This is a genomic window from Herbaspirillum huttiense (assembly GCF_047300815.1).
GTDB lineage: Bacteria > Pseudomonadota > Gammaproteobacteria > Burkholderiales > Burkholderiaceae_D > Herbaspirillum > Herbaspirillum huttiense_A.
The window spans coordinates 5,017,829-5,040,542 of the sequence record NZ_CP178608.1; the positions used below are offsets into that span (position 1 = coordinate 5,017,829).

The window sequence follows — 22,714 nt, forward strand, 5'->3', positions numbered from 1 at the left end:
AAAAATCGCGTGAACAGACCCTAGATGCCCGCCGGCCGGTTGAGCACCTTGCGCAGCACGGTGGCGAAGGACCGGATCAGTGCATCATTCCTGAGCGGGTTGTAGCGCATGAAGAATTCAACGTGACCGGGAAAGGGCAGCAGCGTCGTCTCCATCGCATGCGGCAGGGTGAAATCGCCCAGCACGGTCTCTTCGTTGAACAGGGAAATTCCCCATCCCGAACGGATCGCCGTGCGCAGCGAGGCGGGATCATCGCTTTCAAAATGCACGGTCCACTTGTGACCGGCCGAGCTGAGCGTGTCGAAGATATGTTCACGGATGAAGGTCGGCGCAGGCAGCACCACCAGCGGGATGGTCATCCCCGGCCGCACCAGGTGATGCAGGTCGCCGACCCACACCAGCCGCTCGCGGCGCATCACTTCCCCCTGGGCATTGCCGTCGGCTTGCGCCCCCAGCACCACGTCCAGACCGCCGGCCTCCAGCTTGGCCAGCAGCTGGCTGGTGCGGCCGGTCTCGCAACGCACTTCCAGGCGCGGCTGGGCACGGCGCAGTTCGCTGAGCAGGGCAAACAGCGTGGGCAGGCTCAAGCCCTGCGTAAAGCCGAAGCGCACGAAACCATCCAGGGTCGTGTTGGAAAACTGGTAGCGGATACGATTGGCGATATCCACCATCTTGCGTGCTGCCAGCAGGATCACCTCGCCATCCGGGGTGAGTTCTATCCGCTGATTCTGCCGGCACACCAGTGGCCGGCCGACCATTTCCTCCAGCCGCTTGAGCTGGGCGCTCACAGCCTGTTGAGTAAGATGCAGGCACTTGGCTGCGCCACTGATACTGCCCTCCTCATGCAGATAGACCAGCATATGCATGAGTGCGGGATCGATGAACCTGTTATTCAATTTATTCTCACCATCCGGCGAACCAGTCCGCTCCGCTCCCCCGAGCAGATGCGCTCGTCAACGCCGCCTATGGCCGCGATGACGGTACTACCCAGGTCAACCCGAGGGACAACCTGTCTTCCAACCCATGCGTGCGGCGCCCTCAGGCGCGCCGGCTTGTGCCCAGCCTGTCAAAGATCATCACGTTTTCCTGGTTCGACGGCCGCTCGAAAATCTCCGGGTGCTTCAGCGTCGCCACGGCATCTTCATACCCGGCCTGCCAGTGTTCCTGCATGGTCAGCCGCGAGAATTCATAGTCCTTGGAATGGCTCTCATACTGCCGTGAGCGATAGATCAGGTGCACGATGTTGTAGGCCTTGTGATCGGCCACCTCCCGCAGCAACTCCAATCCTTCCATATCCTGCAACTGGCGCGGCAGTTTCTGCAGCAGGTTGGCCAGCGCGCCGCGCACCCGCTGCACGCGCTTGAAATGATCGGTGGCGCTGCGTGTGCGGCTGGAATACTGGATGTCCTTCTGGCGCGTGGTGACATCGACCAGGTTGCCGGGCAAGTTGCCCTCGGCGTTCCACAGGTCAACCTGGAAGGCGAGGGTATCCTGGCGCGTCGGACCATCGGCGACCCATTGCAGGGGGGTGTTCGAGATCAGGCCACCGTCCCAATAGAATTCGCCGTCGATCTCGGTGGCCGGGAAACCCGGTGGCAGCGAGCCGCTGGCCATGATGTGCTCCGGCCGGATCAGATGGGTTTCCGTATCGAAACAGGTGAAGTTGCCGGTCCGCACGTTGACCGCACCCACGCTCAGGCGGGTTTCCCGGCTGTTGATGCGGTCGAAATCGATGAAGCGTTCCAGCGTCCCCTTCAATGCGGAGGTGTCGTAGAAACTGGTCGCCCCGAGGCTGCCATTGGGATGAAAAAAGGGCGACGGCCGGCGCGGCTCAAAGAACCCCGCCGCCCCTTTGAACAGCGCCATGCCGGCGCTGATCTGGTTGAACAGACCGCGCGAAAAATCACCATGGGGCCCATGGACCTCGGAGAGCACGGCCATGTCCAGGACCGGATTGGCGGTGATGCAATCCCAGAAACCCTTGAGCTTGGCGACCCGGTCCTGCGGGGCGTTGCCGGCGATGATGGCGGAATTGATCGCACCGATGGAGATGCCCGCAATCCAGTCCGGATGCACCTCGGCTTCGGCCAGCGCCTCATAGACACCAGCCTGGTAGGAGCCCAGTGCACCGCCGCCCTGCAGGACCAATGCGATGCATTCGAAGGCGCTGCGTCCTTTGCCGGATGGCCTTGCAGCAGCACGGGATTGGGGCTTGTTCATGGTCGCTCTCGTGGATTACTGCATGAACCAGCCGTGGCTGACGACCAGGGATTGGCCGGTCAGCGCATTGCTGTCAAAGCCTGCAAAGAACAGGGCGGCTGCGGCCACGTCCTGGACGGTGGTGAACTCGCCGTCGACGGTTTCCTTGAGCATGACGTTCTTGACCACGTCCTGTTCGGAAATGCCGAGCGTGCGCGCCTGTTCGGGGATCTGCTTTTCTACCAGCGGGGTACGGACGAAGCCCGGGCAGACGACGTTGGCGCGCACGCCATGCTTGGCGCCCTCTTTGGCCACTGCCTTGGCCAGGCCGATCAGGCCATGCTTGGCGGTCACGTAGGGGGCCTTGAGCAAGGAGGCTTCCTTGGAATGCACGGACCCCATGTAGATGATGCTGCCGCCATTGCCGAGTTCGTACATGTGGCGCAGAGCGGCCTTGGTGGTCAGGAAGGCGCCATCGAGGTGAATGGCCAGCATCTGCTTCCATTTGGCGAAATCGAACTGGTCCAGCGGCGCGACGATCTGGATACCGGCATTGCTCACCAGCACATCGAGGCGGCCGAAGTGGCTGACCACGTTGTCGATGCCGGTGGTGACCTGCTCTTCGTTGGAGACATCCATCGCCACGCCGATGGCGCTGCCCTTGCCTGCGATGGTTTCGATTTCCGCTGCGGTGGCGACGGCGGCTTGCAGGTTGAGGTCGGCGATGGCGACCTTGGCGCCTGCGCGGGCGAACGTGAGGGCGATTTCCTTGCCGATGCCGCTGGCAGCACCGGTGACGATGGCAACTTTATTGTCGAGACGCATTTCTACCCCTGTGGTGTGTGATGTGTGATGAATGGACTAACGCAGATAATCGTGGACAACCTTGCCCAGACCCAAGGTGAGATCGGCCTTGAAGTGCGCCGCCGAGACGATCTCCAGGATCGGCAAGTCACCGACCGGAGCCAGCGCATGGGAGGTCAGCGAGAGTGCGGCCGGTCCGCTGAAGCCCCACTTCAGGTCGATGTCTTCGAGATGGTATTCAACGAGTTCGCAGATACGCGCCGTGCCATCGACGTGGGGAATGATCTTGAGCAGGAAGTTGGGCGTGGCAAGGGAGGCCCGCAGCGGGTCCAGCTCCAGCGGGCGATGCTTGTATCCCATGGTGGCCGTGGCCACCCGCACCGAGCCATAATCGAGCGTGCCGACCAGGCAGTCGGTTTCGACCTTCAGGGAGGGCTTGGCCAGCTTCTTGGGAAAGCCCCACAGCTCCCGGCCACCGGCGATCGGCGGATCATCGTCGAGGAACATGGAATGGCTGTAGCCGCCCCGGCGCCCCTGGAAGCTCACCGGAATGACTTGTCCGGATTCCGTATAATCGCCAAATCCGGTAGAGTCCGGCATCCGCATGAACTCGTACTTCACGAAGGGTTGCTCGGGATCGATCTCCAGGGGTTCGGGAACCACCGCACGCAATTTGTCCACATCGGTGCGATAGGTGATGACCAGGTACTCCCGGTCATTGAAACGATAAGGCCCCCTGGGAAATGCCGGGCTGGTGAACGGCATGGCATAGGCTTGCTGACGAATGTCTTCTTCTTTCATCGTTCTTTCCTTTAACAGTAATCGCCGGTTCAAGGGCGCCCCCATGCGCTGAGCCGGACCAGGCCGGTGGCGATACGGGCGCGAAAATGAGCGCGGGCACCGGCAGCAGGCAGGCACACGCAGGCAACGGAAGGGATCAGGCAATTCCCTCTATGGCAGAGGACCTGCCGCGACGGGCAGCGAGAGAGTGAAGACGAACGGCGGGCATACGGCGCGAACACATGATCATCCTTTGAGCGTCCTACAATGCATATCGATTCGGCAATCCGGTGTAATGGCGGCGGTTGAAGATGCCATCCGGGACCGGGATCTCCACCTGCCAAGTGGCCAAGACATCATAAGGTTCGGGCAGGAGGATGAGAAACAAAGAATATTTGTAGCCAGAACAATAAAGATTTGTGGATATCGTGCGTGGCCAGCGGGCCTGTGCGCGCGCACGGACAAGCCGGGCAGGGGCCCGGCATTTCGGGGAGAAGACCATGATCAATCGACTCATCGATCCTGCGCTGATGCACATGTTCGTGTACCTCAGCGAAGAGGGCAGCTTTACGGGTGCAGCCGAACGCATGAACCTGACCCAGCAAGCCATCAGCGCGCAGATGAAGCGCCTGGAAGAGCTGACCGGCCGCACCCTGGTCAAGCGTAGCCACCACAAGGTGGAACTGACCCATGACGGCGATGCTTTGCTCATCACGGCCAGGCAAGTGGTCGATCTGTCGGATCGCCTGCGGCGCCAATTCTCGACCATGCCTCTGGAGGGGGTGGTCAGGCTGGGATTCAATCCCGGTATTGCGCCTTCGCTGCTCTTCCCTCTCATGAGTGAACTGCGGCGATCACATCCCAGGCTTGAGGTACGGTGCCAGACGGCGCCCAGCGAACAGCTCGTGGCCCGACTGCAGTCAGGCAACCTGGATATCGTGCTCGGGGCCCAGCGCGCCGGTGACCTGCGTGGCGAGGTACTGAGGAAGGAACGGCTGGTATGGGTCGGCGACGTCGACAGTCTGGTTACGCAAGACGCGCCGATTCCGTTGGTGATGCTTCCGGCGCCCGCATTCATCCGTGAGCACATCTTCGATATCCTCAGCAAGGCCGGTTTGCATTGGACCGTGCATACGGAATGCGATGATGCCACCACCATGCGCGCCGCCATCCTGGCGGGATGGGGCATTTCCTTGTTCAACGAAGAAACGATAGCCGACGAACCCGGTTTCCCTCAGCACGCGAACACCGACAAGCTGCCCGATCCGGGGCATATCGAGTTCTTCCTCAATTTTGCGTCGGGCAACAATGAATCCATCGATTCCCTGGTGACCATCCTGCGCAGCACCCTCCAGTATCCGTAACGACGAGTGCGCGCAGGCGGCACCGCTATGTGGCCCTCATGATCCGGCCTTCCCTTTGCGCAAAAAATTGAACCCGCGCGAGCTGCCCTCTTCATCCCCCCCATGCGCCAGCCGGTACAGCAGCGGCAGCACCAGCAAGGTCAGGGCCGTGGAGGACAGGATGCCGCCGATGACGACAGTCGCCAGCGGCCGCTGCACCTCGGCGCCGGTCCCGGTCGCCAGCGCCATCGGCACGAAGCCCAGCGAAGCCACCAGCGCGGTCATCAGCACCGGGCGAAGGCGCGTCATCGCCCCCTGGTGAATGGCGGCATCCAGCGAACGCCCATCCTCACGCAGACTGCGAATGAAGGAGATCATCACCAGGCCATTGAGCACCGCCACCCCGGACAGCGCGATGAAGCCCACCGCCGCCGAGATCGACATCGGGATGCCACGCAAGGCCAGCGCGAGGATGCCCCCGGTCAGCGCAAAGGGAATGCCGGTGAACACCAGCAGGCCATCCTTGACGTTGCCAAACATCGCAAACAACAGCACGAACACCATCAGCAAGGCCACCGGAATGACGATCTGCAGACGCTGCGTGGCCGATTGCAGGTTCTCGAACTGGCCGCCCCAGGTGGTCCAGTAACCGGCCGGGATCCTGACCTCGGACTGCAGCTCGCGCCCGGCCTCGGCCACGAAACCACCCAGGTCCCGCCCGCGCACGTTGGCACTGACCACGATGCGGCGCTTGCCATCTTCACGGCTGATCTGGTTGGGCCCCGGCGCGATGTTGAGCGTGGCGACCTCACCCAGCGGCACGTAGCTGGTGCGCAGCGCGCCCTCCTGCAGCGGCAAGGCGACCGGCAGGCGGCGCATCGCTTCCAGGTCGGTGCGCGCCTGCTCAGGCAGGCGCACCACGATGCCGAAGCGGCGGTCGCCCTGGAACAGGGTCCCGGCCTCTTTGCCGCCGATGGCCGTGGCGAGGGTGTCCTGGATGTCCGAGACATTGAGCCCATAGCGCGCCGTCTTCTGGCGATCGATGTCCACCGTCAGCATCGGCAGGCCGGTGGTCTGCTCGATCTTGACTTCGGTGGCGCCGGGAATCTTCTGCAGCACGGCCGCGATCTTGCCGGCGGTGTCGTTGAGCACGTTCATGTCATCGCCAAAGACCTTCACCGCGACGTCGCTGCGCACACCCGAGATCAGCTCGTTGAAGCGCAGCTGGATGGGTTGCGAGAATTCGTAGCCGTTGCCCGGGATCTTTTCCACTTCGGCCTGGATCGCGGCCAGCAGCTCCTCATGCGTCTTTCTCGGCTGCGGCCATTGGTCCTGCGGCTTGAGCATGATGTAGCCGTCAGAGATGTTCGGCGGCATCGGGTCGGACGCCACTTCGGCCGTGCCGGTGCGGGCGAAGACACGTTCTATCTCGGGGAAGGTCTGCTTCAGGGTGCGCTCGATCTGCTTTTGCATCTCCAGCGACTGGCTCAGGCTGGTCCCCGGAATGCGCAGCGCCTGGATCGCCATGTCACCTTCGTTCAAACTTGGTACAAACTCCGTGCCCAGGCGCGTCGCCACTGCACCGCACACCACGATCAGGGCCCCGGCAAAGGTCAGCACCACGGCCTTGTTGTCCATGATGCGCGTGAGCATGGGCGCATAGAGGCGCTTGGCCCAGGCCATCATGACATTCTCTTTTTCCGCGACGCGCTCGCCGATGAAGAGCGCGATGGCCGCCGGGATGAAGGTGACCGACAGGATCATCGCGCCGATCAGCGCCGCCACCACGGTAAAGGCCATCGGGGTGAACATCTTGCCCTCCACACCGGTGAGCGCAAACATCGGCAGGTACACGATCATGATGATCAATTGGCCGAACAGCAGGGGACGGCGCGCTTCCCTGGCCGCCGCGAAGACTTCATGGAAGCGCTCGCTGCGGGTGAGCGTGCGCCCATGATGTTGCTGCGCATGGGCCAGCCTGCGCACGCAGTTTTCCACGATCACCACCGCGCCGTCGATGATGATGCCGAAGTCCAGCGCCCCCAGGCTGAGCAGGTTGGCGCTCACCTTGTTGGAGACCATGCCGGTGAAGGTGAAGAGCATGGCCAGCGGAATGACGGTGGCCGTGATGATGGCCGCGCGGATGTTGCCGAGGAAGACGAACAGCACCGCCACCACCAGCAAGGCCCCTTCGACCAGGTTCTTCTTGACGGTAGCGATGGCCTTGTCCACCAGTACGGTACGGTCATAGACGGTGACCGCCTCCACGCCCTGCGGCAGGGTGCGGTTGATCTCGCGCATCTTCTTGTCCACCGCCTGCGAGACCTTGCGGCTGTTTTCACCGATCAGCATGAACACGGTGCCCAGTACCACTTCGCGGCCATTCTCGGTGGCCGCGCCGGTGCGCAGTTCCTGGCCGATCCCGACCTCGGCGACGTCACGTACCCGAATCGGTACGCCCTTCACGTTGGCCAGGACGATGTTGCCGATGTCTTCCGTGGAGCCGACCTGGCCCGGTGCGCGGATCAGGTATTGCTCGCCGCGCCGCTCGATGTAGCCGGCACCGACGTTGTTGTTGTTCTTCTCCAGCGCCCTGACGACGGTGTCCATGGTCATGCCGTAGGAGGCCAGCTTCTGCGGCGAGGGGGCCACCAGATACTCCTTGGCGAAGCCGCCGATGGTGTTGATCTCGGTCACGCCCGGCACCAGGCGCAGCTGCGGCTTGATGACCCAGTCCTGGATCTCGCGCAGGTCGGTGGCGGTGTAGGGTGTGCCATCGGCCTTGCGTGCATCCTCCCTGGCTTCCACCGTCCACAGGTAGATCTCGCCCAGGCCGGTGGAGATCGGTCCCATGCCGGGGTCGATGCCCGGCGGCAGCTGGCTCCTGGCCTGCTGGATGCGCTCATTGACCAGTTGGCGCGCAAAGTAGATGTCAGTGCCGTCCTTGAAGATCACCGTCACCTGCGACAAGCCGTAGCGTGAGAGCGAGCGCACCTGTTCCAGATGCGGCAGGCCGGACATGACGGTCTCGATGGGATAGCTGATGCGCTGTTCGGTCTCCAGCGGCGAATAACCGGGCGCGGCCGTATTGATCTGCACCTGTACGTTGGTAATGTCGGGGACGGCGTCGATGGGCAGCTTCTGGTAGCTGTATAACCCGTAGGCGCCCATCCCGAGCACGGCCAGCAGGACCAGCCATCGATGCTCGATGGCAAAGCGAATGATGCGTTCAAACATGATTGTCGTCTTTCCTGAAGTCGCGCGGCTCAGTGGCTGTGCTCGGCAGAGCCCTTGCCCAGTTCGGCCTTGATGGCAAAGCTGCCGGTGGCGGCATAGTCGGTACCGGCATCAAGACCGGCGGTGATTTCAACGAACTGTCCATCGGAGCGTCCCAGGCTGACCTCCCGCGCCACGAAGCCGTCGGCGACACGGACGAACACCACGCTCTTGCCTTCGACGGTCTGGACGGCATCTGCCACGACAGCCACCGGCACCTGGGTCTCCTCGGCCACCACCTCGACGTTGACGAACAGGCCCGGACGCCACAGGTCGGCCGCATTGGGCAACACCACGTGCGCCTTGGCGGTGCGGCTCTGTTCACCGATCAGGGCGCCGACGTAGGAGATAGCGCCTTCGGCAGCCGCGTCGAAGGCGGTGGCGCGCACCACCACCTTCTTGCCCACACGCACCCCCTGCATGTCCTTGGGCGAGACGATGATCTCGGCCCAGACACTGGACAGATCGGAGATCAGGAAGGCATTGGCATCCTCGCGCACGGCCTCGCCCAGGCCGAGATGCTTCTCGACCACGATGCCGTCGAAGGGTGCGCGGATTTCGTAGCGGTTCAGGTTGCCGGACGATGCACCGGTAGCCCCGATGGCACGCAGTTTCTGCTGAGCGTTGCGCACGGCCACCTCGGCCTCGCGCAACGCAGCTTGCGCTTGCAGATAATCCTGCTCGGCAGAAATCTTCTGTTCCCACAGGTGCTTCTCGCGCTGATAGGCGCTGCGGGCCAGCGACAGGCGCTGTTCTGCATTGAGCAGTTCGGCGCGCTGCTCGGAGACTACACTGCTGCTGATGACGGCCAGCACCTGGCCCTTCCTGACCTTCTGCCCGAGCTTGGCCGAGACCGATTCGACGATGCCGGCCACCTGCGGCACCACATGGGCGGTGCGATCTTCGTTGAAACGGATCTCGCCCGGCAATTGCAGGCCGGACCTGATCTGCAGCGCAGCGGCGGTCTTGAGGCCGATGCCGGCGGCGGCGATCTGCTCCTGGGTCAATGCGATCTTTCCTTCTTCCTTGTGCTCGCCGTCCTTGTGCTCGCCGTCCTTGTCCTCATCATGATGGTCGTCTTCCTTGTGTCCGCCCTCATCCTGGTGGGCGTCCGGCTTGTCGCTGCCGCCTTCGGTGCTGTTGCCCTTCATCAGGAGGATTCCCGAGACGAGCGCTGCAATGGCGATGATCGCCGCGATGGTCAATGTCTGTTTCTTGGTCATGTCTGTTCTCACTCTGCTGGAGGGGTCTCGGTACCGGCCAGGCGATCCAGGTCGGCGGCCGCCTGGAAGGCGGCGGACAGGGCTTTCCAGTACTGCGCCTTGGCCTGGAAATAGGTGCGTTGTGCATCGAGCACATCCAGGTAGCCGAACTTGCCCAGTTCGAATCCTGTGCGGGCCGCCTGGTAGGCCGATTGCGCGGCGGGGACGATGTCATTGCGCAAGACCGTGGCTTCTTCCCTGGCATTGCGCAAGCGTTCGAAGCCCTGCGCGGCTTCCCCCTGCATCTGCAGTTCAGTCAGTGCCAGCGCATCGCGCGCGATATCAACGCGCTTGAAGGCTTCCAGCTCATTGCCCTGGTTGCTGTCGAAAACCGGAATGGGAACGGAGAAACCCACCACCCACATGTTCCTGACGTTGGATTCATCGCGCTTGTTGCCCAGGGTCAGGCTCACATCGGGCGTGCGCTTGCTGGTCTCGATGCTGGCCAATGCACGGCGGCGCTCGACTTCCAGCCGGGCCAGCCGCACGGCCGGGCCATTGGCCACCTGTTCGGTCAGCTGTGCAATGGCCGGCAAGGGCGGCAGGGCTTCCACCCCCTGGTCGCTCAAGGGCTGGCGGGCGGCCGTGGCGCCCCAGAGCATCGCCAGTTTTTGCCGGGCGAGACTGAGCTCGCTGTTGGCCTGGTTCAGTTCCAGCTGCGCAGCAGATTGCGCCACTTGCGCCTTGGTCTGCTCGACGGGAGAAATCTTGCCGGCCATGACGCGGCGTTGCGCCATCCCGGCCGAGGTGCTGGCCAGCGCCAGCAGTTCGTGGGCCAGTCGCTGGCGTTCCGTGGCCACCCTCACCTCGTAATACGCTGCCACTACGGCGGCGCGCAGTTCGTTGCGCTTGGCGGCGTAGTCCAGCACGGCCATGTCGCGTGCGCGCCGGGCAGCCTCGATGCGGGCGCTGCGCTTGCCGCCCAGTTCGATGGGCTGGTTGATCTGGTAGGTGGTGGTACGGCTGGACTTGCGGGCATCCTCGATCAGTGCCGAGAACTCCGGATTGGGCCGGGCTCCGGCTTGCAGGATCGTGGCGTCGACGGCCTCGATCTCTTTGCGGGCGGCTGCCAGCGTCTTGTTCTGCTCAAAGGCGAGACTGATCGCGGCTTGCAGCGAGAGCGGACCGGTGTCCTGGTCCAGGGTGGATGCGGTGACGGGCAGAATGGACTGCGGGTTGGATTGCGCATGGCTGGAGCTTGCTGCAAGCAGCACCAGCCCCAGCATGAAGCTGTGACGAAACATCGAATTCTCCGGTGATGAAAAGGGGAATTCGGCGAGAGCAGATGATGGGAATGAAGTGTCCTCGCCGACTCAGGCGGCGAGCAGCCAGTTGGGCTTGTCGGGCCCGTCGGCGATGTGCGAAGCAGGATGGGAAAGGTGGTTGAAGTGCGACGGCTGCCGTGTGGCCAGCGGCGCAGCGAAGAGGGCCGTGCATGCCTGCACCGACTTCATGGCGCAGAGTTGGCACAGCGAGCAATCGAGGTCGGCCTGGCCTGCTTTGGAATCCTGGGAAGCCGCCTGCTCTTGCGTCTTGGCGGAGGGATGTTCGTGATGGCCGAGGTGCGCCGCTACCCTGTCCTTTTCTGCCTGGCAATACGATGCCACCGCCGCCCAGGAGAGCTGCATCGGCAACAGGAAAGCAAGCAGGAGAATCAGTGCACGCATGGCTGAAAAGGAGAATGACGACGGGCCCATCCGGTCGGCCGCCATGCAGTGAACAGGCGGCGCCGGCCAGACGCGGCAGCGATTATGCCCCGGTGTACAGCGCGGCGTCAAAGGCCTTGCCATGCACCACGCTACCGGCAGTACGTGGCTTGGCCGCGCGCATGGTTGGAAAGGATTCTAAGGAAGTGCCCGCGACAGAAAGATGGCGCAGTCATTACAGATTTGTAATGACTGTCGCCAGAGACCTGGCATGGGGATTGGCGCGTCTGAAGGGCGATGGCGATCAGCTTCGCTTGAAGCGCCACAGGGCGGCCTCTGGCACAGGCTTGCAGTGCCATCAGTCAGGCTTATCGCTGGAATCGAAAGGGTCGATTTGCACCAGGGCCTGTTCACATTCACTCTGCGAGATGCCGAGGTATTCCGGGAAGCGCTGCAAGCGATCTGCCTGAGCGCTTCCGCAACAAACCAAACTGAAAGAAGCACGATGAACGCAAAGGCAATTCGCTATCACCGCTATGGCCCACCCGAGGTCATGGCGCTGGAATCCATTGAGGAACCTGCCCTGGCACCGGGCCAGGTCCGGGTCAGCCTGCGGGCAGCAGGCGTGGCTCCCGTCGATACCAAGCTGCGTGCGGGCCTGTTGCAGGGGCGCATTGAGCTGCCGCTGCCGAAGGTCCCGGACCGTGATGGCGCGGGCGTGATCGCCGAGTCGGCAGCGCAGGGATTTCAAGTCGGCCAGGCCGTGTGCGTGATTGCCGACATGCTGGGCCAGGGCACCTACGCCGAGACCATCGTCCTGCCGGCCGAGCGCGTGGTTGCGCAGCCTGCCACGCTCTCGGACCGGCAGGCCGCCGCCCTGTTGCAGCCCGGTGCCAGTGCATGGATTCCCATCGTCAGGACGGCGCAGGTACGCAGCGGGATGAAGGTGCTGGTCCACGCCGGTTCTGGTGCGGCGGGCAGTCTGATGGTGCGGTTGGCAGTGCATCTGGGCGCCGAGGTGTGGGCCACCTGCAGCAGCGCCAACAGGGAGGATGTCCTGGCACTGGGCGCGGCAGGAGTGATCGCCTATGACAAGGAAGATTTCTCGGCCCTGCGGGGATTCGATGTCGTGTTCGACCTGGTCGGTGGCGACACCCACGACCGCTCCTATCCCGTTCTCCAGCCGGGCGGGCAGCTGGTGTGGCTGGTCGCCGCGCCCATCAGGGAGCGCGGGGAAGAATTCAAGGTGCGCGTGGTCCGCTCGATGATCGATGACGATCCACAGTGTCTGCGCGAGGTCGCGATGCTGGCGCAACAAGGGGTCATGGTGCCGGCGGTCGGCCAATGTTTCCCGCTGGCCGAGGCAGCGCGCGCGCATGCATTGCTGGAGTCGGGCAAGGCAGCGCGCGGGAGGATCGTTCTCGATATCGCTTGACCGGCCATCCCTAGAACCCGGTTCAGTTTATCGCCCGGGAGGCTGGAGCGCGCTGTACCTTACCGGCCAGCATGTTTGCCCAGAAAAGATGCCAGGTCCACATTGAAACGGTGCGGTTCCTCGATGAACGGCGCATGTCCGGAATCAGGATAGACAATGCTCTCCATCGCGGCATTGAGCTGACGCGCCCGGGCAATCGTCGGCTCCGTCCTGACCAGCTCGTCTTTGCCACCGTAGAGGAAGAGCAGCGGAACCCTGGCCCGGCCGATGCCCTCGGCAGCAAACACGCTCATGGACTGCACCGCCTTCTGCATCGGCCATGACGCCATGGCGGCATTGGCCAGCAGCCGGGCGAACGTGGCCTCATCGGGCTTGCTGTTGAAGCACAGTGCGAGGAAGGCACGCTCGCCGTCCAGATGCGTCTTCAGGTCCGGCGAGATCATGTCCTTGTACACCTGCGGATGCGAGGTGATCTGCTCGGCGCTCAACTCCACCACGCCGTCGACGTAGACGGCACCGCGAATGCTTGCGTCACCGTAGGCAGCCAGGTAATTCGAGATGACCACACCGCCCAGCGACCAACCGACCAGGACCGCGCCCTCTGCATGGGCCGCCCGGATCACCGCCGCCAGGTCCGCGGCCCAGATGTGCCCGTCCCGGTAAGCGTTCTCGGTTGCCGGCTTGTCCGACTTTCCGTGACCGCGCAGGTCATAAGAAATCAGGCGATACTTCGCCAGCGTGCTATCGGCGAACTGTGTTTCCCAGTTCAGGTGGCTGCCCAGCAGACCGTGGATGAACAGCACGGGCGGCCCCTCGGGATTGCCTGCCTCCTGAATGGCCAGGACGACGCCATCAGGGGCCACGGCAGAATATTCTTTCAAGCCGGAGTGCGCCCAACCCGGGCCGGCAAAGGCCAGGGACAGGATCAGCAAGACTAGAAATCGGCAAGACTGCTGGACAAGCATGGGGAACTCCTTATTGGGCAAGTGGTTTAGACTCGCAGTCTCGACCCTGACATCCATGTGAGGGTCAAGCCATTTTTTGGAGTCAGGGCGATGAAGATGAAAGAGCGCCACAGCCAGCTTTCGATTGGTGAGCTGGCAAAAAGCACCGGAGCCAGCATTCGAGCCATCCGGCACTATGACGAACAGGGCCTGCTGGCTTCCACCAGATCGGCCAATGGCTACCGGATGTTTTCAACACTGGCGATCACCCAGGTGAAGCAGCTCCGCCGCTTTCTCGATGCAGGATTCAATCTGGCCGAGATCAAGGGTTTCCCCGAATGCATGCTCATCGTCGATGGTGCACTGGCCTGTCCGGAAACCAAAGGGACACAACGGGCAAGGCTGCTGGCCATCGACAAGCAAATCACGCAATTGCAGAAGCGCCGCTTGCAGTTGCGCTCGATGCTCGAGGACAGCGCTGGAAAATGAATGGCCGGCATCGCCGGCTGGTCACTTCGTTGCAGAACGTCACTAACGCAGGCAGTCTTTGAGCCCACGCAAAGTCAACAGACATTCCGGCCTGAATTGCAATCCATTCCCCGCAGTTATGAATGCAGAAAAAAAAGGAAATAGTCTGCATCCCACCCCATCACTAGACTCCATGGCAGACGCTGGTGCCCTCTGATCTGGTGCGCCCCGGCCGTCCCGACAACAACAACGCAAGGAGACCCATGGTCAACAGAAGACAATTCCTGGCCGGCAGCCTGCTCGCCTGTACTGCAGCGCGCTCGGCCATCGCCCAGTCCATTCCCAACTCCGCCGGCGACCAGCCACCCCGGCTCAAGGCGCCAGCACTGGCCTGTGACAGCCATCACCACATCTATGACGCGCGCTTCCCGGTCTCGCCGCACTGGCGCGGCGGCCGCCCCGACGGCGCCACCGTGGCCGACTACCGGCGCCTGATGGCCAAGCTCGGCATCGCCCGCAACGTGGTGGTCCAGCCCTCCACCTATGGCAGCGACAACCGCTGCCTGCTCGATGCCCTCACCCAGTTCGGCGCGCAGGCACGCGGCATCGTGGTCATCGACGATGACGTGGAACTGGCGCAATTGAAGGAAATGGATCAGTTGGGAGTACGCGGCGTGCGCATCAATTTCCTGTCGCCGCAAAGCTGGGGCATCACGACCGTGGACCGCTTGCTGCGCACGGCAAAGCGCATCGCGCCGCTGGGCTGGCATGTGCAGGTGCTGATGTCGGGGACGCAGATCGCCGAGCATGAAACCGTGCTGGCCGGCCTGCCCACCCCGGTGGTGATCGACCATCTGGGCCGCATCCCGCAGCCGCAAGGACTGGATCATCGCGGCGCACAAGCCATCCTGCGCCTGCTGGCCAAGGGCAATACCTGGATCAAGCTCTCCGAGCCCTATGCCGATACGTTGCAGGGGCCGCCTGATTATCCCGATACCAGCCTGCTGGCGCGCGCCTATCTGCAGGCGGCACCGCAGCGCACGCTGTGGGGCAGCGACTGGCCGCATCCCACCGAAAAGATCAAACCGGATGACGCCGTGCTGTTCGACCTGCTGGCCGCCTGGGCCCCTGATCCGGCGCTGCGCCACCAGATCCTGGTGAGCAATCCGGCGAGTTTGTTCGGTTTTTCCTGAAACCGCGACACGCAATGCAAAAGAGCCGCCTGCGCAAGCAAGGCGGCTCTTTTGTCATCACGCTTGTGCTCAGCGCACGGCTTCCTTCAAGCCGCCGGTAGCGGCCACGCGCGACTTGCGCGACAGCACCAGCAGGATGGCCACGCTCACCACCGACAAGCCCACCAGCGGCAACAAGGCCATGGCGTAGCTGCCGGTCGCATCCTTGATCCAGCCGTAGGCGTTGACCATCAGGCCACCGCCGATCAGGTTGGAGACCGCATTGATCCCCGCCAGTCCGGCAGCAGCCGAACCCGTCGCCAGCCAGGTCGAGGCCACGGCCCAGAACGGTCCCTTGAACGAATACGCGCCAATCAACACCATGGTCAGCAGCAGCACCACCGGGGCCAGCGTGTTGGCCAGCGACGCCAGCGCCAGGCCGCCACCGATGAGGATCAGCGGAATGGCGGTATGCCAGCGGCGTTCACCGGTCCGGTCGGAATGACGGCCCCACCACACCATCAGCACCGAGGCCACCAGGTAGGGAATCGAATTGACCAGGCCGGTCTGCATCACCGTCAGCCCGAAGGACTTGAGCAACTGCGGCTGCCACACGTTCAACACCGAACCGGCCGCCGAAGCGCAGGCACACACCAGGGCCATGCCCCACACGTGCGGCTGGCTGAACAGCTTCCACAGGGGAATGTGCTGCTTGGCGGTACGGCTGGCTGCTTCCTTGTTCATGGTGGCAACCAGCCACTGGCGCTGCGCATCATTGAGCCAGCGCGCCTGGTCCGGACGATCCGTCAGGAAGAACAGGCAGACCACGCCCAGCAACACGGTCGGTAACCCTTCCAGCAGGAACAGCCAGTGCCAGCCGCGCAATCCGCCGATGCCATCCATCTGCAGCAGCAGCGCCGAGACCGGCGAGGCCACGAAGCTGGCCGCCGGGATAGCCACCATGAACAGCGCCACGATGCGGGCGCGATATGCAGATGGCACCCAATAGGTCAGGTACAGCACCACCCCAGGGAAGAATCCGGCCTCCGCGGCGCCTAGGATGAAACGCACGAAATACAGCGACACCGGCCCCTGCACGAAGGCAGTACAGGCCGAGATCAGGCCCCAGGTGACCATGATGCGGGCCAGCCATTTGCGTGCGCCGAACTTCTGCAGTGCCAGGTTGCTGGGCACTTCGAAGATGAAATACGCAATGAAGAACAGGCTGCTGGCAAAGCCGAACATCTTGGGCGAGAGCCCGATGTCGTGGTTCATCTGCAAGGCCGCCATGCCGATGTTGCCGCGGTCGATGAAGGCAAACAGGTAGCACAGCATCAGGAAGGGCAGCAAGCGCCAGGTCACCTTGCGCACGGTCTCTTGTTCGAGCCGCTTGTCGTCTTGGATGGTCTCCATGTCTCTCTCTCGGAAGTCGGGTGCCGCCTGTATCGGCGGCTGGCCCGTCAGTCATTATGAATCAGCCGGTAACGGTCTGTTCGTTCAATACCGCCAGGACATTGCTGGCCGCGCCGGTGCCCATGGCGATGTAGGCGTCGGCGGTCACGCCGCCGATATGCGGGCTCAGGATGGCGTTGCTGACGTCCTGCAGCGGATGCGGTGCGGTGAAGGGCTCCTTCTCGAAACTGTCCAGGCCGGCTGCGCGCAGCTTGCCCGAAGCCAGTGCCGCGATCAGCGCCGCTTCATCGATCAGCCCGCCACGCGCCGTGTTGACCAGGATCGTGCCATCCTTCATGCGCGCCAGCGATTGCGCATTGATCATGTGCTTGTTGTCGGCCGTCAGCGGGCAGTGCAGCGAGACCACGTCGGATTGCGCAAACAGCGTATCGAGATCGACCAGCCGCACGCCTTGCGGCGCTTCCTTCGCATACGGGTCATAGGCCAGCACCGGCATCTCCAGCGCGACCGCCACGGCGGCCACGCGACGCGCGATGGCACCGATGCCGACCAGGCCCAGCGTGCGTCCGCGCAGCTCCAGGCTCTTGTGGGTGGACTTGTCCCAGTGGCCTTCACGCATGCGCTGGTCCAGTCCGACCACGTTCTTGGCGCAGGCCATGATGAGCGCCCAGGTATGCTCGGCCACCGCCGGTGCATTGGCACCGGCCGCTGCCTTGACGGCAATGCCGCGCGCCTTGGCCGCTTCGGTATCGATGGAATCGATGCCGGTGCCGTGCTTGGAAATGACGCGCAGGCCGGGGGCCGCATCCATCACGCGCGCGCTCACGCCACCGTAGCGCACGATGATGGCCACCGGCTGATGTTGCTGCGCCAGCCTGACCATGTCTTCCTCGGTCGGCTTGGCACCGGCATAGACCAGCTCAAAGTCGCGCAGGATCTCTACCGCTTGCGGTGCCAGGTCGACACCGGTGACGATCACCACTTCCTTCTTGACGGCAATCACAGCGATTCTCCTTCGGCCAGCACGCCGCCCTTGCGCAGTGCGCCTTCCAGCCAGCCCGGGCGCAGCGGGCCGCCACCACGGATTTCGGTGAGACGCTTGGTTTCATCGGCCACCTTCTTGGCGGCTGCCGCCAGCAGCGATGCGGCCTTCTCACGCTCGACCACCACCACGCCATCGGCGTCGCCCACGATCAGGTCACCCGGCTGCACGGCGGTGCCGCCTACCGAGACCGGCCAGTTCACGCGGCCAGCGATGTTCTTGGTCGGGCCGTTCGGATTGGCGCCCACGGCATAGACCGGGAAGCCGATGGCACGGATGGCTTCGGTATCGCGCACCGAGCCATAGATGATGATGCCGGCCAGGCCGCTGGCCTTGCATTGCGACACCATGATCTCGCCCATCAGCGCGCAGGTCTCATCACCCTTGCCATCGATGACCAGCACGTCGCCCGGTTTGGCGATGGCCATGGCGGCGTGGATCATCAGGTTGTCGCCGGGACGCACTTCCACCGTCACGGCCGGTCCGGCCACGCGCATGGAGGGCGACAGCGGTGCCACGCGGCTGCACAGGGTGCCGCGACGGCCGGCCACATCGGCCAGGATGGAGGCCGGGAATTCTGCAGCCTGGGCCACGATGGCAGCGTCGACGCGTTCGATGTCGCGGATGAAATCAGGTTGGGTGCTCATGGGGATCCTTTGATGGAAGAATTGAAGATGCAGTCAGGGGACCACGCTCAAGCGTGGGAATACATGGGCAGGCCGGCCACCGGCACGTCGGCGCGCAGGATGGATCCGGTCTGGGATTCGGTGATGAAAAGGCTCTTGCCGTCCGGCCCGCCAAAGGCCAGGTTGGTGGTCGAGATGCCGGCCGTGGAGCGGATGCGCAGCAAGGGTTCGGCAAACTTCGACAGACGCCAGATGGAACCGAAGCCGGTGTGGGCGATGTAGAGGCAGCTCTCGGCATCCAGCGCCAGGCCATCGGGACCGGCCATGCCGCCGTGCAGGTTGGCGAACACGCCGACCTTGCCCACCACGCCGTTGTGATGCAGCGGGATGCGCCAGATCTGCTGTGCCCGCGTAACCGCCACCAGCAGGTGGTTCAGGGCCGGGTCGTAGACGATGCCGTTGGGGCTGGGGATGGTGTTGATGAGGCAGGTCAGCTGGCCATCAGGTGCCAGTCGATACACGCGCCCGGTGGCATCCTGCAGGCCGGTCTGGCCCTGGTCGGTGAAATAGATCTCGCCCTTGGGACCGAACACCAGGTCATTGACGCCCTTGAAGCCTTCCGAGCCGACCGTTTCCAGCAGCGGCGTGACGGTACCGGTATCGGGATCGAGCTGCACCAGGCCGCGCTTGTAGTCGGTGATGACGATGCGGCCGCTCTTGTCGATCTTCAGGCCATTGGGCCAGCCGTCGTATTCGGTGACCAGTTCCCATTGGCCGTCCATGCTGATGCGGAAGATGCGGCCATAGGGAATGTCGGTGACGTAGAGCCGGCCCTGGCGGTCGAAGGACGGGCCTTCGAGGAAGGAATCGATGGGCAGGCCGCCCCGGTTGGCATCGCCCCAGGCATTCTTGCGGGGGGTACGGAAATGATCGGGCAAGCGCGTGAAGACGCTGGCTTCGACCGTGGGAGGCGGGGCAAAGAAGCTCATGCTGTTTCCTTGGAAGTGGAAGGGGCACGGGACGGATCACCCAGTGCCAGCGTGATGACGGCACCGAGCAGCAAGGCACCGGCCACGAAGATCAGCGGATAGGTAAAGCCCTGGGTGCTTTCGCGAATGAAGCCGATCACCGACGGGCCGACGAAGCCGCCCAGGTTGCCGATGGAGACGATCAGCGCCAGGCCGCCGGCGGCCGCGCGGCCGGTCAGGAAGCCCGAAGGAATGGCCCAGAAGGTCGCCTGGAACGACAGGATCGACGCCACTGCAATGGTGATGGCCAGCATCTTCAGCAGCGGCGTATGCAGGAAGGCCGAAATGGCCAGCGACAGCGCCGCCAGCACGATGGCCCCGGCCACGAAGAACAGGCGGTGCGCACTGCGATTGGCCAGGCGCGCCCACAGCGTCATGGCCACCGCGCCGACCAGGTAGGGAATGGCCGCCACCAGGCCGACCTGATGCGAGGGCAGTCCGAACTCGCGGATGATCTGCGGCAGCCACAGGCCGATGCTGAGCGAACCGATGATGCCGCAGAAATTCGCACCGGCCAGCGCGAAGACACGCCAGTTGGTGAAGGCATCCTTGAGCTTGTTGCCATGGCGGGCGGCCAGCACGTTCTGTTCGGTGGACAATTCGTTTTCCAGCCACTGCTTTTCAGAAGGCGTGAGCCAGGCCGCCTTGGACGGACGATCCGGCAGCAGGAACAGGCACAGCACGCCCAGCAGCACGGCCGGCAGTGCCTCGAGCAGCAACAGCACCTGCCAGCCCTTGAAGCCCCACATGCCGTGCAATTCCATGAGCGCACCCGACAGCGGCGAACCGATGATGTTGGCCACCGGGATGCCGATCAGGAAAAAGGCCGTGGCCTTGCCGCGCCAGGCACCGGGGAACCACTGCGTGAAATACAGGTAGATGCCCGGCGTGAAGCCGGCCTCGGCCATGCCCAGCAGGAAGCGCGCCAAGGCAAAGCTCTTGGGGCCGACCACGAAGGCGGTGGCCATCGAGATCACGCCCCAGGAAATCATGATGCGCGAGATCCACATGCGCGCGCCGAAGCGATGCAGCGCCAGGTTGCTGGGAATCTCGAAGAAGAAATAGCCGATGAAGAACAAGCCCGCACCCAGCCCGAATTGCGAGGGCGTCAGGCCCAGGTCCTTGTTCATGGTCAGCGCGGCGAAGCCGACGTTGATGCGGTCCAGATAGCTGACCACGTAACAGAGCAGGATGAAGGGGATGAGGCGGCGCATCACCTTCTTCATGATGGCTTCTTCGCTGACGGCGGCGGTAGCGCCGGCTGCGGCGGCGTGCGCCGCGGCTTGGGTGGAAATCTGCGACATGGTGTTCTCCGTCAGAATTGGTAAAGGCGGGCGGGGTTGTCGACCAGTACCGTGCGCAGCATCGCGTCGGACCCCAGCCATGTCGTCATCACATCGAGCAGGCGCGCATCATCGGGCTTGTGCTGCTCGGTCGGGTGCGGCCAGTCGCTGCCCCAGACGACCTGCGACGGCGCTGTCTGCACCAGTGCACGGGCCAGCGGCGCGACATCCTCGTAGTCGGGCGCACCACGCTTGCTGTAGAGGTAGGCGCCGGAGAACTTGACGCTGGCGCGCTGCTCGCGCATGAGCGACGTCACGAAATCGAAGACCGGATGGCCCGAACCGGCCTGCAGGGGGATGCGCGCAAAGTGATCGAAGACCAGCGGCACCGGCAGGGCCGATAGCAGCGCGCGATTGGCCAGCAGCGCGTCATTGGGCATGTTGACCTGGAGATGCCAGCCCATCGCAGCCACGCGGCGCGCCAGAGGCTCCATCATCTCCACGGTGGTGACCGATCCCAGCGCCAGGTTGAAGCGCAATCCGCGCACGCCGGCCTGATGCAGGCGCTGCAGCTCGGCATCGCTGACCTGGTCATTGACCACCGCCACGCCGCGGGCAGTCGCACCCAGTTGCGCCAGCGCATCGAGGGTGCAGCTGTTGTCCACGCCATAGGCCGAAGGTGTCACCACCACGTTGCGCGTCGTGCCCAGACGCTGCTGCAGGCGGCGATACATGGGGACGGTGGCCGGAGCGTGCAGCAGCTTGGCACCCGGTGCCCATGCGAAACGCGGGTCGTAGATGTGCATGTGGCAATCACAGGCATCGGCGGGCAGGCGGCTGGCGGCGTGTTGCGTGCCGGCAGAGTGGGCAGAGGGCTCGGTTTGCGCCCGCGCCAGCGGCAGCCGGGCGATGGCACCGAGGCCGAGCGCGAGCCGTGTACTGTGCCGCAGGAAAGCGCGCCGGGAAGGCAGGTCTTGCATCGTGCTGGTCTCCATGTTGTCGTCGCCGCATGGGGCGAGGGTTCTTGTTTGGAGGGCAGTCTACGTGCGGGGATATTTAATGTATATTTGCTTTTATTTTGTTATCCATAACTTTCAGGAATGAATCATGGACTTCCGCGATCTCAAGTATTTCGCCGTCATCGCCGAGGAAGGGCACGTGGGACGGGCGGCCGAGCGGCTCTTCAAGACGCAGCCGGCGCTGACCAAGTGCATTGATCGCCTGGAAGAACAATTGGGCGCACCGCTGTTCGAGCGGGTGGGTCGCGGCATCCGCCTCACACCGGTGGGCGAAGCCCTGCTGCATCGGGCACGACGCATCAGCCTGATGATGGACGAGACCGCACGCGAGATCGGCGACTATGCGCACGGGCGCGAAGGCAACATCCGCCTGGGCTGCATCCCGACCCTGGCCGAACACATCCTGCCGGGCATCTGCCAGCAGTTGCTGGCCGAGGCGGAGAAGGTCACGATCGACCTGAAGGTGTCGATGAACGATGCCCTGCTGGAGGGCCTGAAGGCGGGAGAACTGGATGTGGTGCTGGGACCGATGATCCAGGATGACGAGCTGTTTCACACCGAAGAAATCATGCGCGACGAGATGGTCGTCATGGCCAGCCCCAATCATCCCATCTTTGACCGCAAGATCCGGCTGCGCCATCTGCTGGAGTATCAATGGGTGCTGCCGGCGCAGTCGGTACTGAGCCGGCAGTGGCTGGACAACGTCTTCGACCGTCATCACCTGTCGCGTCCGACGGTGCAGATCACTCCGACGGTGCTGAACATGATCATGCCGCTCATCGAGCGCAGCAACCTGCTGGGCTTCGCCTCCAAGCAGAACCTGCTGGCCGGACGCAATCACCTGCGCGAAGTGGTATTGAAGGAAACCACGATGCTGCGCCGGATGGGATTGAGCTACCGGCGCGATACCTATCTCTCGCCGGCGGCACTGAGGCTCATCAAGATCATTCGCGGGACCTCGCTGGATTAGCGAA

20 protein-coding genes are annotated in these 22,714 nt (G+C 63.5%); 5 read left to right on the plus strand and 15 right to left on the minus strand.

Annotated elements, in window-relative coordinates:
* Window positions 1-20: 20 nt before the first annotated feature.
* The 4 genes from ACLRDN_RS23020 to ACLRDN_RS23035 all read right to left on the minus strand — a co-directional run bounded on the left by ACLRDN_RS23020 (window position 21) and on the right by ACLRDN_RS23035 (window position 3,804).
* Window positions 21-896: a LysR family transcriptional regulator gene (locus ACLRDN_RS23020; RefSeq protein WP_413458158.1), complete on the minus strand. Its 876-nt coding sequence runs from the start codon at window positions 894-896 to the stop codon at window positions 21-23.
* A gap of 142 nt (window positions 897-1,038) precedes the next feature.
* Entirely contained in the window at window positions 1,039-2,220 is a 1,182-nt protein-coding gene (locus ACLRDN_RS23025) for a patatin-like phospholipase family protein (RefSeq protein ID WP_413458159.1), read from the minus strand.
* Window positions 2,221-2,235: 15 nt separating this feature from the next.
* A complete protein-coding gene (locus ACLRDN_RS23030; RefSeq protein ID WP_413458160.1) occupies window positions 2,236-3,024 on the minus strand; it encodes a 3-hydroxybutyrate dehydrogenase in 789 nt (262 codons plus the stop codon).
* A gap of 36 nt (window positions 3,025-3,060) precedes the next feature.
* Complete coding sequence (locus ACLRDN_RS23035; protein WP_413458161.1) at window positions 3,061-3,804, minus strand: acetoacetate decarboxylase; 744 nt, start codon at window positions 3,802-3,804, stop codon at window positions 3,061-3,063.
* 479 nt (window positions 3,805-4,283) lie between these two features.
* On the opposite strand from ACLRDN_RS23035, the gene ACLRDN_RS23040 reads away from it, so the two are divergent.
* A complete protein-coding gene (locus ACLRDN_RS23040) occupies window positions 4,284-5,147 on the plus strand; it encodes a LysR family transcriptional regulator (protein WP_413458162.1) in 864 nt (287 codons plus the stop codon).
* A gap of 36 nt (window positions 5,148-5,183) precedes the next feature.
* Here the strand turns inward: ACLRDN_RS23040 and ACLRDN_RS23045 are convergent, their stop codons facing one another.
* The 4 genes from ACLRDN_RS23045 to ACLRDN_RS23060 all read right to left on the minus strand — a co-directional run bounded on the left by ACLRDN_RS23045 (window position 5,184) and on the right by ACLRDN_RS23060 (window position 11,376).
* The gene (locus ACLRDN_RS23045; RefSeq protein WP_413458163.1) at window positions 5,184-8,363 is read right to left on the minus strand and encodes a CusA/CzcA family heavy metal efflux RND transporter; all 3,180 of its coding nucleotides are present in this window, start codon (window positions 8,361-8,363) and stop codon (window positions 5,184-5,186) included.
* 29 nt (window positions 8,364-8,392) lie between these two features.
* On the minus strand, window positions 8,393-9,625 hold the full coding sequence (locus ACLRDN_RS23050) for an efflux RND transporter periplasmic adaptor subunit (RefSeq protein ID WP_413458164.1): 1,233 nt from the start codon (window positions 9,623-9,625) through the stop codon (window positions 8,393-8,395).
* Window positions 9,626-9,633: 8 nt separating this feature from the next.
* Window positions 9,634-10,908, minus strand: coding sequence for a TolC family protein (locus tag ACLRDN_RS23055; protein ID WP_413458165.1), 1,275 nt, complete (start codon window positions 10,906-10,908; stop codon window positions 9,634-9,636).
* Between the two features lie 69 nt (window positions 10,909-10,977).
* A complete protein-coding gene (locus ACLRDN_RS23060) occupies window positions 10,978-11,376 on the minus strand; it encodes a cobalt transporter (RefSeq protein WP_413458166.1) in 399 nt (132 codons plus the stop codon).
* Window positions 11,377-11,815: 439 nt separating this feature from the next.
* Here ACLRDN_RS23060 and ACLRDN_RS23065 point away from each other — a divergent pair, with 439 nt between their 5' ends.
* Window positions 11,816-12,745, plus strand: coding sequence for an NADP-dependent oxidoreductase (locus ACLRDN_RS23065; protein WP_413458167.1), 930 nt, complete (start codon window positions 11,816-11,818; stop codon window positions 12,743-12,745).
* A 59-nt stretch (window positions 12,746-12,804) separates the two neighbouring features.
* Here ACLRDN_RS23065 and ACLRDN_RS23070 read toward each other — a convergent pair whose 3' ends face one another.
* On the minus strand, window positions 12,805-13,710 hold the full coding sequence (locus tag ACLRDN_RS23070) for an alpha/beta fold hydrolase (protein ID WP_413458168.1): 906 nt from the start codon (window positions 13,708-13,710) through the stop codon (window positions 12,805-12,807).
* 90 nt (window positions 13,711-13,800) lie between these two features.
* Here ACLRDN_RS23070 and ACLRDN_RS23075 point away from each other — a divergent pair, with 90 nt between their 5' ends.
* A complete protein-coding gene (locus ACLRDN_RS23075; RefSeq protein WP_413458169.1) occupies window positions 13,801-14,178 on the plus strand; it encodes a MerR family transcriptional regulator in 378 nt (125 codons plus the stop codon).
* Between the two features lie 242 nt (window positions 14,179-14,420).
* Window positions 14,421-15,350, plus strand: a complete 930-nt coding sequence (locus ACLRDN_RS23080) for an amidohydrolase family protein (protein ID WP_413458170.1) — start codon at window positions 14,421-14,423, stop codon at window positions 15,348-15,350.
* Between the two features lie 69 nt (window positions 15,351-15,419).
* Here ACLRDN_RS23080 and ACLRDN_RS23085 read toward each other — a convergent pair whose 3' ends face one another.
* From ACLRDN_RS23085 to ACLRDN_RS23110, 6 genes are all read right to left on the minus strand, one after another.
* Window positions 15,420-16,742: an MFS transporter gene (locus ACLRDN_RS23085; RefSeq protein WP_413458171.1), complete on the minus strand. Its 1,323-nt coding sequence runs from the start codon at window positions 16,740-16,742 to the stop codon at window positions 15,420-15,422.
* A 61-nt stretch (window positions 16,743-16,803) separates the two neighbouring features.
* Complete coding sequence (locus ACLRDN_RS23090; RefSeq protein ID WP_413458172.1) at window positions 16,804-17,745, minus strand: hydroxyacid dehydrogenase; 942 nt, start codon at window positions 17,743-17,745, stop codon at window positions 16,804-16,806.
* Window positions 17,742-18,431 carry an RraA family protein gene (locus tag ACLRDN_RS23095; protein WP_329801282.1) on the minus strand — a complete coding sequence of 230 codons (690 nt, stop codon included), beginning with the start codon at window positions 18,429-18,431 and terminating at the stop codon, window positions 17,742-17,744. The genes ACLRDN_RS23090 and ACLRDN_RS23095 overlap by 4 nt, the downstream gene beginning before the upstream one ends.
* Before the next feature lie 47 nt (window positions 18,432-18,478).
* Window positions 18,479-19,399 carry an SMP-30/gluconolactonase/LRE family protein gene (locus ACLRDN_RS23100; protein ID WP_039783259.1) on the minus strand — a complete coding sequence of 307 codons (921 nt, stop codon included), beginning with the start codon at window positions 19,397-19,399 and terminating at the stop codon, window positions 18,479-18,481.
* A complete protein-coding gene (locus tag ACLRDN_RS23105; RefSeq protein WP_413458173.1) occupies window positions 19,396-20,742 on the minus strand; it encodes an MFS transporter in 1,347 nt (448 codons plus the stop codon). Before ACLRDN_RS23105 ends, ACLRDN_RS23100 begins: the two co-directional genes overlap by 4 nt.
* Before the next feature lie 11 nt (window positions 20,743-20,753).
* Window positions 20,754-21,701: an amidohydrolase family protein gene (locus ACLRDN_RS23110; RefSeq protein ID WP_413460438.1), complete on the minus strand. Its 948-nt coding sequence runs from the start codon at window positions 21,699-21,701 to the stop codon at window positions 20,754-20,756.
* A gap of 127 nt (window positions 21,702-21,828) precedes the next feature.
* Between ACLRDN_RS23110 and ACLRDN_RS23115 the strand changes: the two genes are divergently transcribed.
* Entirely contained in the window at window positions 21,829-22,710 is an 882-nt protein-coding gene (locus ACLRDN_RS23115; protein WP_413458174.1) for a LysR family transcriptional regulator, read from the plus strand.
* Window positions 22,711-22,714: the final 4 nt, after the last annotated feature.